This is a genomic window from Sinorhizobium sp. M4_45 (assembly GCF_002885915.1).
Taxonomy (GTDB): Bacteria; Pseudomonadota; Alphaproteobacteria; order Rhizobiales; family Rhizobiaceae; genus Sinorhizobium; species Sinorhizobium meliloti_A.
Map to the genome: position 1 here is coordinate 173022 of NZ_NWVE01000008.1, position 11640 is coordinate 184661.

At 63.2% G+C, this 11640-nt stretch carries 10 protein-coding genes; 4 read left to right on the top strand and 6 right to left on the bottom strand.

The window, feature by feature from the left end; translation table 11 throughout:
• Positions 1–5: 5 nt before the first annotated feature.
• The 6 genes from CN933_RS21765 to CN933_RS21790 all read right to left on the bottom strand — a co-directional run bounded on the left by CN933_RS21765 (position 6) and on the right by CN933_RS21790 (position 6248).
• Positions 6–1088 carry an ABC transporter ATP-binding protein gene (locus CN933_RS21765; RefSeq protein WP_102762329.1) on the bottom strand — a complete coding sequence of 361 codons (1083 nt, stop codon included), beginning with the start codon at positions 1086–1088 and terminating at the stop codon, positions 6–8.
• A complete protein-coding gene (locus CN933_RS21770) occupies positions 1085–2026 on the bottom strand; it encodes a PfkB family carbohydrate kinase (RefSeq protein WP_180980772.1) in 942 nt (313 codons plus the stop codon). Before CN933_RS21770 ends, CN933_RS21765 begins: the two co-directional genes overlap by 4 nt.
• Positions 2023–3048 (bottom strand): SIS domain-containing protein, encoded by a 1026-nt coding sequence (locus CN933_RS21775; RefSeq protein ID WP_180980773.1) that lies wholly within the window; start codon positions 3046–3048, stop codon positions 2023–2025. Before CN933_RS21775 ends, CN933_RS21770 begins: the two co-directional genes overlap by 4 nt.
• On the bottom strand, positions 3045–3890 hold the full coding sequence (locus tag CN933_RS21780; protein WP_102762332.1) for a carbohydrate ABC transporter permease: 846 nt from the start codon (positions 3888–3890) through the stop codon (positions 3045–3047). Before CN933_RS21780 ends, CN933_RS21775 begins: the two co-directional genes overlap by 4 nt.
• Positions 3890–4771 carry a carbohydrate ABC transporter permease gene (locus CN933_RS21785; protein ID WP_102762333.1) on the bottom strand — a complete coding sequence of 294 codons (882 nt, stop codon included), beginning with the start codon at positions 4769–4771 and terminating at the stop codon, positions 3890–3892. The genes CN933_RS21780 and CN933_RS21785 overlap by 1 nt, the downstream gene beginning before the upstream one ends.
• 238 nt (positions 4772–5009) lie before the next feature.
• On the bottom strand, positions 5010–6248 hold the full coding sequence (locus tag CN933_RS21790; RefSeq protein ID WP_018097137.1) for an extracellular solute-binding protein: 1239 nt from the start codon (positions 6246–6248) through the stop codon (positions 5010–5012).
• Between the two features lie 223 nt (positions 6249–6471).
• Here CN933_RS21790 and CN933_RS21795 point away from each other — a divergent pair, with 223 nt between their 5' ends.
• From CN933_RS21795 to cysQ, 4 genes are all read left to right on the top strand, one after another.
• Positions 6472–7701: an ROK family transcriptional regulator gene (locus tag CN933_RS21795; protein ID WP_102762449.1), complete on the top strand. Its 1230-nt coding sequence runs from the start codon at positions 6472–6474 to the stop codon at positions 7699–7701.
• A 207-nt stretch (positions 7702–7908) separates the two neighbouring features.
• The gene (gene cysD, locus CN933_RS21800; protein ID WP_018097135.1) at positions 7909–8808 is read left to right on the top strand and encodes a sulfate adenylyltransferase subunit CysD; all 900 of its coding nucleotides are present in this window, start codon (positions 7909–7911) and stop codon (positions 8806–8808) included.
• Positions 8808–10709 carry a bifunctional sulfate adenylyltransferase/adenylyl-sulfate kinase NodQ gene (gene nodQ, locus CN933_RS21805; RefSeq protein ID WP_018097134.1) on the top strand — a complete coding sequence of 634 codons (1902 nt, stop codon included), beginning with the start codon at positions 8808–8810 and terminating at the stop codon, positions 10707–10709. The genes cysD and nodQ overlap by 1 nt, the downstream gene beginning before the upstream one ends.
• Positions 10706–11512 carry a 3'(2'),5'-bisphosphate nucleotidase CysQ gene (gene cysQ / locus CN933_RS21810; protein WP_102762334.1) on the top strand — a complete coding sequence of 269 codons (807 nt, stop codon included), beginning with the start codon at positions 10706–10708 and terminating at the stop codon, positions 11510–11512. Before nodQ ends, cysQ begins: the two co-directional genes overlap by 4 nt.
• The last annotated feature ends 128 nt before the right edge of the window (positions 11513–11640 follow it).

Consider the following 11640-nt stretch of genomic DNA (forward strand, 5'->3'; position numbering starts at 1 on the left):
TCTCTCTATTCCGTTCTAAGCGAGCGGCCGCTTTCCGGATCGAACAGATGCAGGGCCGTCTCGTCGAAGGTGAAGGCATGAGCCGATCCCATTCCGACTGCCGTGCGCGGCGGCAGGCAGGCGGTGATGCGCTGTCTGCCGACTGTGGCCGTGGTCACGAGTTCCGGCCCTGTGAGTTCCACAACCTCGACATGCGCGGTCAATCGCCGAGCCTCTGACCCGGCTGCGAGCCGCAATGCCTCCGGACGGATGCCGACCTTCACGCGCCGTCCTGCCGAGGCGGCCCCGTTAAAGGCTGCCGGCAGGGAAAGCACCTCCTCGCAGCCGTCGAGCTTCAGGCCGTTTGCGGACACCTCGGCGTCTAGAATGTTCATCGGCGGCGAGCCGACGAAGCCGGCGACATAGAGTGTTGCGGGGCGGTCGTAGACCTCTTCCGGCGTGGCGAGCTGCTCGATGCGGCCGTCGCGCATCACGGCGATGCGGGTTGCGAGCGTCATCGCCTCAATCTGGTCGTGGGTCACATAGACGACCGTCGTCTTCAGCATCTGGTGCAGGCGTTTGAGTTCGGTGCGCATCTCCATCCGGAGCTTGGCGTCGAGGTTCGACAGCGGCTCGTCGAAGAGGAACACCTCGGGGTTGCGCACCAGGGCCCGGCCGATCGCGACGCGCTGGCGCTGGCCGCCGGAAAGCTGGCCCGGCTTCCGGTCGAGCAGGTTCTCGATCTGCAGCAGCCTTGCGGTGTCGCGCACCGCCTTGTCGCGCTCGGCCGGCGGCACGCGGCGCATTTCGAGGCCGAAGCCGATGTTTCGGGCGACGCTCAGGTTCGGATAGAGAGCATAGGACTGAAACACCATCGCGATGTCGCGATCCTTGGGATGGACTCCCAGGACCGAACGCTCGCCGATCAGGATGTCGCCGCCGCTCGGTTCGGCAAGCCCGGCAATGATGTTGAGCAGCGTGGACTTGCCGCAGCCGGAGGAACCGAGCAGAACGAGGAACTCGCCGCTTTCGAGCGCGATGTCGATGCCCTTCAGCGTTTCCACCTCGCCGTAGCGCTTGTGGATGTTGCGGATTTCGAGAGCGCTCATCGCCTGGATTCCTCGAGAAAGGCAGAAAGGGGCTTGCCGTAGCGGCGCGGAAGGGTGGAGATCGCTTCCGAGGCGATCGTAACCCCGGTCTTGAGGCAGGCTTCGAGCGGCATGTCGGCGGCGAGTGCCGCCAGGAAGCCCGCATTGAAGACGTCGCCGGCGCCGATCGTATCGACGACCTGAACCTGCGGCGCCGGCACGGAAAAAATTCCGCCGTCCCGATCGATGGCGAGCGCGCCATTGGGGCCGCGCTTGACGACGACGATGGCGTCCGCAGGCATTTCGCCCTTCAGGCTCAGCGCTGCTTCGGCCGGATCGGGCAGACCCGTAAGCGTGGTCGTCTCCACCTCGTTGAAGAGGGCGCAATGACAGCGTTTCAGCCAGCCGAGCGTCTTGAGCCTGTTGGTCTCCGTCCAGCCCTCGAGCGGCCACCCGGTGTCAAGGCCCACGGCGATGTCGTGGGCGTCCGCCCAGTCGAAAAGGGCGTCATAGGCAAGGGTGAGCGCGTCCGTCAGGAAGGAACCGGAAAGCAGCGCATAGCCGCCTCGAAGTCGGTTGCCGTCTAGCATCGAGTGCACTTGCGGGAGGCTGAACAGCGGCAGGTGGCCGCGCGTCGTGAAGAAGGTGCGTTCGCCGTCCGGGTGGGTGATGCCCACCGAAAGCGTCGTGCCGACCGCTTCCACCGGCCAGTCGTGCGAGCGCTTCCCGAACGCCTCCTTCAGCCAGGTGCCGAACTGATCGTTGCCGACATTGGCCGCAATCACATAATCCACGCCGAGCGAATCCCAGGCAAGAGCGTTGTTGCCAGCGCAGCCGCCGACGCGCAGTTCGTCATGATCGACGATGACCTCGGTGCCGGGCTTCGGCCAGGGTTCGGCCGGGCCGAGTATCAGATCGACGTTGACGTTGCCGATGGCTGCAAGCGGACGCATCGTCATTCGCTCCGGGTGACCTTGGTGGATCGCACCGGCGTCCCGGCGTTTTCGACGCGGGCGTCGGCAAAAGTGATCATCAGGGATTGCGCGACCGGAAGCATAGCGAGGATCGCGGCCATGCCGGCCGCCGGCTTGAAGGGGATTGTCGTGGCACCCGCAGCCGGAGGCTCGCCCGATGCGTCGAAGACGATAACCGGCGAGCCGGCTTCGGCTGCCGAGGTTGCCATGGCTCCGACGAGCTTGGCGGTCGGATCGGCGGCGCGGAAGAGGACAACGCCGACAGAAGGCCCCAGCATTTCCATCGGCCCGTGGCGCAACTGCCCGCCTTCGAGCGAAAAACAGGGCAGACGGGAGAGTTCCGTAAGGCCAAGGGCAATCGCTTCGGCGAGACCCTGCAGTTTGCGGCCGGAGGTGACGATCGCGACGACATCGGCGAGCATTGCGAGCGCGCCGTCGATTGCCGGCGCCTCGGGGTCGTTGAGGGAGTGAAGTGAGTCGGCCGGATCGGCGCCGAGGGCGGCGAGGACCGCCAGGTGCAGCGCAAAGGTCACCGTCAGGCTGCGCGTGGCCGCAAAGGCCCGCTCCGTCCCGCCTGATCCGACGAGCGAAGGCACGGCCTTGGCCAGGAATGCGTCCTCTTCGAGCGTCAGCCCGAATGTCTTGCTTGTGCCGCCGTCCGTTTCGCGGAACCAGCGCAGCACTTCCGCGCTTTCGCCCGATTGCGAAGTGACGAGAACGGTCTTGCCTTCGATCGATAGCGGTTCGCCGAGTTGTTCGGAAAGCGGGACGGCGACCGCCTCGATGCCAAGGGCGCGATAGAGCGGTTCGACGGCGCGGCCGACGGCATGCGAACCGCCCATGCCGAGAAGTAGGAGTCGGCCCGTCGCTTTCATCGATGCGGCGATCCGCTGCGCTGTGGCCGTCGCTCCCTCGTAGGAAGCGATCGCGTCGGCATGCTGGCGCGCCATCTCCCGGTCGATTGCAATGAGCCCTGCCGGGCGGTCTTTCGATATGCTCATGGTCATCCCTTGACGCCGCCGCTGGTGAGCCCGGAAATCAGGGCTCTTTGCATGATAAGGCCGATCAACACCGGAGGCAGGGCGGCAAGGACCCCGGCGGTTGCGATCAGCCCGTAATCCGAAACACGGCCGCCGGCGAGGTCGGCGATGGCAACCGTGAGGGTCTTGGCGCGCTGGTCGGAGGTGAAGAGCAGCGCGTAGAAGAATTCGTCCCAGGCGAGCAGGAAGGCGAAGAGGGCCGAGGTCGCCATGACAGGGGCGGCAAGCGGCAGCGTCAGGAGCCTCAGGATCTGGTCCAGCCGCGCGCCGTCGATCATCGCCGCGTTCTCGATCTCCCGCGGTATGGAATCGAAGCCCGATTTCAGGAGCCAGGTCGTGAAAGGGGCGAGAATGGTGAGGTAGACGAGCGCCAGGCCGAAGAGGGAATTGAGCAGGCCGAAATAGGCAAGACCCATATAGAGTGGCACGGCAAGGGCGACAGGCGGCAGCATATAGGTGGCGATTACCGCGTAGAGCGACCAGGCGACGGCCCGCGTGCGCGACACGGCCCAGGCGGCCGGAACGGCAACGACCACAGCGGCGAGCGTCGCCATTCCGGCGACCTTGAGGCTGTTCAGGAGCGAGGCGATGAAGGCCGCACCGGCACTGTTCTCGACAGCCGACAAAAGCGTGCGGTACCGCGAGAGGTCGATGTCGCTCGGCCACCAGGCCAGCGGTTTGGCACTGAGGTCCGCGGCAGGCGAAATGCTCATGATCAACAGCCAGGCGACCGGCGCGAGGATGACGACGGCCAGAAGCAGGGCACTCGCATGGATGAAGACGGAAAAGAGGGGGCTTTGGCGTTCCATCACGAAGCTCCGGCGGCCTTTCGAAGGAGCGCCGCATAGGCGGCGGCAAGAATTGTCACGAGCAGGGTGACGATGAGTGCAAGCGACGCGCCGGAGCCGGCGCGTTGGAAGGAAAACGCTTCCTGATAGACGAGGATCGAGAGCGTGCGCGTGCTGTTTGCCGGTCCGCCGCGCGTCATCACCCAGATGATGTCGAAGACCTTGAATGCCTCGATGGTTCGCAGCACCAGCGCCACCAGCAGCGGGCCGGCGAGATAGGGCATGATGACGAAGCGGAAACGGTTGAACGGACCGGCCCCATCGACGAGCGAAGCAGCGGTGATGTCGCGCGGCACGGCCTGGAGCGCGGCGAGTGCGATCAGCGCCACCAGCGGAAAGTTCTTCCAGCAATCCGCGACGATCAGCGCGGCAAGCGCCGTTCCCGGCTCGCCGAGCCAGGAGCGATAGCTGGCGAGGAGGCCGACCTGCGTCAGCGCGGCATTGAGCGCGCCATATTCCGGATTGTAGATGAGCCGCCAGAGGGTCGCGTTGACCACCGTCGGCAGTGCCCAAGGCAGGATCATCAATGCACGAAGCGCCGCTCGCCCGCGGAATTGCTGGTTGAGAAGGAGCGCGGCAAGGACGCCGAGCACCATTTCTGCGGCAACCGAAATGACTGCGAACCAGGTCGTGGTGACGAGTGCCCGCTGAAAGTTCGATCCGGTCAACATTTTGATGTAGTTCGCCGGTCCGATGAAACCGCCCTCGGTGCCGACGAGCTTCGCATCGGTGAAGGAGAGCCGAACGGTGTCGACGAGCGGCCAGCCGATTACGGCAGTCATCACCACGAGGAGCGGCAACATCAGAAGCCAAGCGCGCGTCGAAATCCAGGTGCCGGTCATGAATGGAAACCTCTTCTTCGGTAGCTACCGGCAATACGCAATCAAGACCCTCATTCCTGTGCCTGTCACAGGAATCCAGCCAGCCCAGGTTCTTGGGCTGAAAGCTCCTTCAGCGCCGCAGGCGCCGAAGGATCGCGTGACAAGCACAGGGATGACGAGGAAACGCCGTCGCCGCACCGACCGCGCGCTGGGGCGCTGGCCCGGACGGCGAACGCGTCCGCGACCGACCGAGCCGTCATCAGAGACCGCTGTTCTCGGCGGCACTCTTCAGGGCATCTTCCGCAGAAGACTGGCCGAGCAGTGCTTCCTGGATCGCCTGCTGCAGGGCGGTCGAAAGCTCCTGATATTTTGGCGTCGTCGGGCGCGGATACATGGCGGCAAGTCCGCGCTTGGCGGCAGCGATCAGTTCCTCCTGGCCCTTCGTCACTTCGGGGTCCTCATAGGAAGAGGCCCAGATCGGGAGGCTCAGCTTGGCATAGTCGTTCTGCGTCTCCTGCGAGGTCATATGGACGATGTATTTCCAGGCTTCTTCGGGGTGCTTGCTGGTCGCGGTGATGCCGAGCCCCATGGAGCCGTTGACCGCCGAAACCTCGCTCTTGCCGGCAGCGCCCGGGGCCGGAACGACGCCCACCTTGCCGGCCACCTTGCTCTCCTTGGGATCGTTGGCGAGATTGTACATGTAGGTCCAGTTGAGCGCGAAGGCGGCTTCGCCGTTCTGGAAGACCTTCCGTACATCCTCCTCGAGGAATTCCTTCGAGTTCGGGTTGGTGAGCCCCGACGTGTAGCTCGTTACCATGTAGTTCAGCGCATCGAGCCCGCCGCCGGTGGTGAAGGCCGGCTTGCCGCCGTCGAGGAATTTGCCGCCATAGGCGCTGACCAGCGTCGTGTAGTCGCAGATCGCCGCTTCCGCCTGAGACCAGCTCCAGGCGATCGGGCTTTCGAGCAACCCCTTGTCCTTGATCGCCTTGGCTTGCTCGGCAAGTTCCTCCCAGGTCTTCGGCGGTTCCTTGATGCCGGCTTTGTCAAGGATTTCCTTGTTGTAGAAGAGATACTTCGTGTCGAGGATCCACGGCATTCCGTAACGTTTGCCGTCATATTCCACAGTCGTCCATGCTCCCGGCAGGACGCCTTTGTTCATCTCGTCCGTGACGCGGTCCGTAACGTCGAGGAGGACGTTGTTGGTCGCGTATTCAGCAGGCCAGATCACGTCGAAGAGGACGACGTCATAGCCGCCGCCGGAACCCTGGGCGAGCACCGTCTTGTCGTGCAGTCCCTCATAAGGAACGAATTCGAGATTGACTTTGATGTCCGGGTTGGCCTTGGCGAAAGCCTCCGTCATGGCGCGCACATCGGCCTCGCTATAAGCGGCCTGTGCCATGAACAGCGCGTTCAGCGTCGTTTCGGCCTGGGCATGGCCGGTAAAGCCAGCCCCGATGAGCGTCGCGCCGATCAAAGCGTTGCGGGTGGATTTCAACATTGTCGCCTCCAGTAGCTGACCGTTGCAGTCTTCGCGGCGCGCCTGTCGCGCGCCGAACAGGAATTCCGCCGCTTCTCGCGGCCGCCGTCGACAAATCAAACCGGAGCGCTCGCGGGCATTTCGGGCCGCTTTCGTTCCCCCGAGGTTCTTCGACCTCTTAATAAGTCAATTGTCTTGACTTATTTCTTGTTCAATAGTCCAGATGTGTCAAGAGGATTTGTTCATGAACGAGATCCGCCCGATCCGGGCGAAGAGCGGCACCAATCAGGAAGGCGCGAGCGCACACAACCGCCGCGTCATGATCGACGCTCTGCGGCTGAACGGGCACTTGTCGCGGGCCGATCTGGCGCGTGCGACCGCACTCACCAAGCAGGCCGTTTCCAACATCATCGAGGAGCTCGAGAACGACGGGCTCGTGGCGTCGCTTGCCGCGGTGCGCAAGGGGCGGGGGCAGCCATCGACGCCCTATCGGCTGGTGCCGGAAGGCGCTTTTGCCATCGGTCTTCAGATCGACCGCCACGTGACGCGCACGGTCGCCGTCGACCTGATCGGCACAGTCCTCGCCCGCAACGAGGTAATCCTGCCGGCCGGCGGCCCTGAGATGGGTGTCGGGGCCATACTGACGTTGATCGACGAAACACGGCAGGAACTTTCGGCCATCGCACCGCAATCCAAGGACCGTCTCGTTGGCCTGAGTGTTGCTATGCCGGGCCCGTTCGGCGTCGACGCCGAGGCCGACGATCCCTGGATGATGGCTGCCTGGCAGAGCTTTCCCTTGCTTGAAAGGCTCTCGGCGGGGACCGGTCTCGACGTGCGCCTCCAGAACGACGCGGCGGCGGCCGCGACCGCGGAAAAGATGGTCGGCGCTGCCCATGGAGTGGACCACGCCCTCTGCGTCTATCTCGGTTACGGGCTTGGAGCGGGGCTGATCCTCAATGGCGAACTCTATCGCGGCTCGCATGGCAATGCCGGCGAGATCGGCATGATTTTGAGCAGGCCGCGTGGCGGCGCCGACGACGGGAGGGCACCGCTGGAGCATCGCATATCGATCGCCTCGCTGTGCAAGATTCTCGAGATCGATCCCGCCGATGGCGATCTCTACGGCCGCATCGACGCCATCGCTTGTTCGAAGGATCGTCGCGTAGCTGCCTGGATCGCAGACGCGGCGTTCGAATTGCGGGCGACGATCCAGTTGCTCGAAACGGTTTTCGATCCGCAGACGATCATTCTGTGCGGCGGCATGCCGTCCGGGCTCGCCCGACTTCTCATGGACGCTCTCCACCCGCTGCTGCCATCGATCGCCGAGCGGAGGCAACGCAGCGCGCCGCGGCTGCAACTGGGTTTCACGGACCCGTGGGCGGTTGCGATCGGTGCCGCGGCCGAGCCGATCAGTCGGACCTTCGATCCGCGTTTTTCGGCGATCCTGAAGACGCGGGCCGTGGAGTTGCCCTGAGCGCTACCGGGGCCGCGAATCGTCCGCGGAAATGAGGATTGTTATTCTTACTTGAAATATTGCCGATATAGCGCTTAAATGCGCACCAGTCGGCGGGATCACATTTAACTGCTGCACGATTATTTGATTGCGTCTGCAACATTTCGCAGGCGGCTACTTTTTTATTTGCATGCCATTTTTATTATTTAAAATCAGAGGGATTGCGATATGTCTCTTCCCCATCTTCGGCGGCTCGAAGCCGAAGCGATCCATGTCATTCGAGAAGTTGTTGCAACATTCTCAAACCCGGTCGCGCTTTACTCGATCGGCAAGGACTCCTCGGTATTGCTGCACCTGGCGATGAAGGCGTTCTACCCCGCCAAGCCGCCATTTCCGTTTCTGCATGTAGATACCAAATGGAAGTTCCGGGAGATGATCGAGTTTCGCGACCGGATGGCGCGAGAGCTCGGCTTCGATCTCCTCGTTCACGTCAATCAGGACGGGATAGATCAGGGCATAGGCCCTTTTACGCACGGCTCCAACGTGCACACCCATGTGATGAAGACGATGGGCCTCCGGCAGGCGCTCGAGAAATACGGTTTCGACGCGGCGCTCGCGGGCGCGCGGCGCGACGAGGAGAAGTCGCGCGCCAAGGAACGCATCTTCTCGATCCGCAGCGCCCAGCACGGCTGGGATCCGCAGCGCCAGCGGCCCGAGATGTGGAAGACCTACAATACGCGGGTCGGGCAAGGCGAGACGATGCGGGTCTTCCCGCTCTCCAACTGGACCGAGTTCGATATCTGGCAATACATCCTGCGCGAAGAAATTCCGATCGTGCCGCTTTATTTCGCGGCCATGCGCCCGGTCGTCAAACGAGACGGCATGCTGATCATGGTCGACGACGACCGCATGCCCATCCAGCCCGAAGAGGAGGTTACCCGACAGCTGGTGCGTTTCCGCACGCTTGGCTGCTATCCGCTGACCGGGGCGGTCGAGTCCGACGCCGTCACCGTGCCCGAGATATTGCGGGAAATGCTGACGGTGCGCACGTCCGAACGGCAGAGCCGGCTGATCGACACGGATGAAGTCGGGGCGATGGAGAAAAAGAAACGGGAGGGCTACTTCTGATGTCGTATGTTCAATCCATACCGCCGCATGACATTGAAGCGCATCTGGCCGAGCACGACAACAAGTCGATCCTCAGATTCATCACTTGCGGTTCGGTCGACGACGGCAAATCGACCCTGATCGGGCGGCTGCTTTACGATGCTAAGCTGGTCTTCGAGGACCAGCTCGCGAACCTCGGGCGCGTCGGCTCTCCCGGCGCCGCCAACGGCAAGGAAATCGATCTCGCCTTGCTTCTCGACGGGCTTGAGGCCGAGCGCGAGCAGGGCATTACCATCGACGTGGCCTATCGCTATTTTGCCACGTCCAAACGCAAGTTCATCGTCGCCGATACGCCCGGCCACGAGGAATATACGCGCAACATGGTGACCGGCGCTTCGACGGCGGATCTCGCCATCATTCTCATCGACAGCCGGCAGGGCATTCTCCAGCAGACCCGGCGCCACTCCTATATCGCCTCGCTGCTCGGCATCCGTCATGTCGTGCTGGCCGTCAACAAGATCGATCTCGTCGATTTTCAACAACAGGTGTACGAGGAAATCGTCGCCGACTACATGGCTTTCGCCAAAGAGCTCGGTTTTGCCAGCATCCGGCCGATCCCGATCTCGGCGCGCGACGGCGACAACGTCATCTCGGCTTCGGCCAATACGCCCTGGTACAGAGGGGCGGCGCTGCTCGAATATCTGGAAACGGTGGAACTCGAGCCAACGGACCAGGCAAAGCCTTTCCGCTTCCCGGTTCAAATGGTCATGCGGCCGAACGCGGATTTTCGCGGCTATGCCGGGCAGATCTCCTGCGGGAGGATTTCCGTGGGCGATCCGGTCGTCGTCGCGAAGACGGGGCAGCGCACATCGGTCAAGGCGATCGTGACCTATGACGGGGAGCTTGCGACGGCAGGGGAAGGCGAAGCGGTGACGCTGGTCCTCTCTGACGAGGTGGATGCGTCCCGCGGCAATATGCTCGTCGCCCCCGGTGCCCGGCCCTTCGTGGCGGACCAGTTCCAGGCGCATGTGATCTGGTTCGATGCAAACCCGATGATGCCGGGACGAAGCTACATCCTGCGCACGGAGACCGACAGCGTCAGCGCGACGGTCACCACGCTCAAGCATCAGGTCAACATCAACAGCTTCATCCGTGAGGCGGCGAAGTCGCTGCAGATGAATGAAGTCGGTGTCTGCAACATCTCGACACAGGCTCCGATCGCCTTCGACGCCTACAAGGACAACCGGGCGACGGGCAATTTCATCATCGTCGACCGGGTGACGAATGCCACGGTCGGTGCGGGGTTGATCGATTTTCCGCTCCGGCGCGCAGACAACGTCCACTGGCATGCGCTCGAGGTGAACAAGAGCGCGCGCAGCGCCATGAAAAATCAGCTCCCTGCCGTTCTCTGGTTCACCGGGCTTTCCGGCTCCGGAAAATCGACCATAGCGAACGAGCTCGACAGGATACTCCACGCCCAGGGCAAGCACACCTACCTGCTCGACGGCGACAATGTACGTCACGGCCTCAACCGGGACCTCGGCTTTACCGAGGAGGACCGGGTAGAGAACATCCGTCGCGTGGCGGAGGTGGCCAAGCTCATGGCCGATGCCGGTCTGATCGTTCTCGTCTCCTTCATCTCGCCGTTCCGCGATGAACGGCGTATGGCGCGGGAATTGATGGAGGAGGGCGAGTTCATCGAGATCTTCGTCGACACGCCGCTCGACGAGTGTGCGCGCCGCGATCCGAAGGGGCTCTACGAGAAGGCCCTCGCCGGCCAGATCGCGAACTTCACCGGCGTATCCTCGCCCTATGAGGCCCCGGAAAATCCGGAACTCCATATACGCACCGTCGGCCATGAACCCACCGACCTGGCGCTCGCGATCGAGGAATTCCTTGACCGCAGGATGGAGGAGAAATGACGCCCCTTTGCGAAATGCTGGAGCGTATGGCGCTCGATGCGGGTGCGGCTATTCTCGACGTCTACGACGCCGGTCCCCAAGTCTGCTACAAGGACGATCAATCGCCCGTCACCGAGGCCGACGAGCGGGCCGAAGCGATCATTCTCGAGAGACTTGCGGCGGCGTTTCCGCAGATCCCCGTGGTTGCCGAAGAGTCTGTTTCCTCGGGCCGCGTCCCGGATATCAGCGGCGGCACGTTCTTTCTCGTCGATCCGCTCGACGGCACGAAGGAATTCATCAATCGCCGCAACGACTTCACCGTCAACATTGCCCTCATCGAGGGCAATGTGCCGGTTGCCGGCATCGTCTATGCACCCGCGCAGCGCTGTGCCTATGTCGCCGATGGCGGCAGGGCGGAAAAGCTTCTGCTCGATCCCGCATGGGCACTCGAGCACCGGCGGCCGATCCGCGTGCGGATGCGGGGTGCGGAACTGACGGCGGTCGCCAGCCGCTCGCACAACAGTTCCGAGACCGAGGCCTTCCTCACCGGCCATGGCGTGATGAATTACGCTTCCGTAGGCTCGTCGCTGAAATTCTGCCTGCTGGCGGAAGGCAAGGCGGACGTCTATCCGCGGTTCGGCCGCACGATGGAGTGGGATACGGCTGCCGGCGACGCGGTGCTGAAAGCTGCCGGCGGATCGGTCGTTCGCCTGGACGGCTCGCGCCTCCTCTACGGCAAGACGGTGCAGGAGGAGGACAGCGCCTTCGCAAACCCGCATTTCATCGCCTGGGCGGACATGTCGCCTGCATTGGAGGTTCTCTAGAGACGGCCCGTGCGTCCAAGGAGTTATGGGCGCTTTGCACAAAAATGGCCTGAGGCGCGTCGCGTGAATACGTTCGAATGCGACGCGCCTTGGCAGCCAAGAGCGCTTCGCACTGCACCGCCAAAGGG

What these genes read in the sequence shown, in the direction of transcription:
- CN933_RS21765 (WP_102762329.1), bottom strand. Translation starts at nt 1,088, where the DNA reads ATGAGCGCTCTCGAAATCCGCAACATCCACAAGCGCTACGGCGAGGTG.
- CN933_RS21770 (WP_180980772.1), bottom strand. Translation starts at nt 2,026, where the DNA reads ATGACGATGCGTCCGCTTGCAGCCATCGGCAACGTCAACGTCGATCTG.
- CN933_RS21775 (WP_180980773.1), bottom strand. Translation starts at nt 3,048, where the DNA reads ATGACCATGAGCATATCGAAAGACCGCCCGGCAGGGCTCATTGCAATC.
- CN933_RS21780 (WP_102762332.1), bottom strand. Translation starts at nt 3,890, where the DNA reads ATGGAACGCCAAAGCCCCCTCTTTTCCGTCTTCATCCATGCGAGTGCC.
- CN933_RS21785 (WP_102762333.1), bottom strand. Translation starts at nt 4,771, where the DNA reads ATGACCGGCACCTGGATTTCGACGCGCGCTTGGCTTCTGATGTTGCCG.
- CN933_RS21790 (WP_018097137.1), bottom strand. Translation starts at nt 6,248, where the DNA reads ATGTTGAAATCCACCCGCAACGCTTTGATCGGCGCGACGCTCATCGGG.
- CN933_RS21795 (WP_102762449.1), top strand. Translation starts at nt 6,472, where the DNA reads ATGAACGAGATCCGCCCGATCCGGGCGAAGAGCGGCACCAATCAGGAA.
- cysD (WP_018097135.1), top strand. Translation starts at nt 7,909, where the DNA reads ATGTCTCTTCCCCATCTTCGGCGGCTCGAAGCCGAAGCGATCCATGTC.
- nodQ (WP_018097134.1), top strand. Translation starts at nt 8,808, where the DNA reads ATGTCGTATGTTCAATCCATACCGCCGCATGACATTGAAGCGCATCTG.
- cysQ (WP_102762334.1), top strand. Translation starts at nt 10,706, where the DNA reads ATGACGCCCCTTTGCGAAATGCTGGAGCGTATGGCGCTCGATGCGGGT.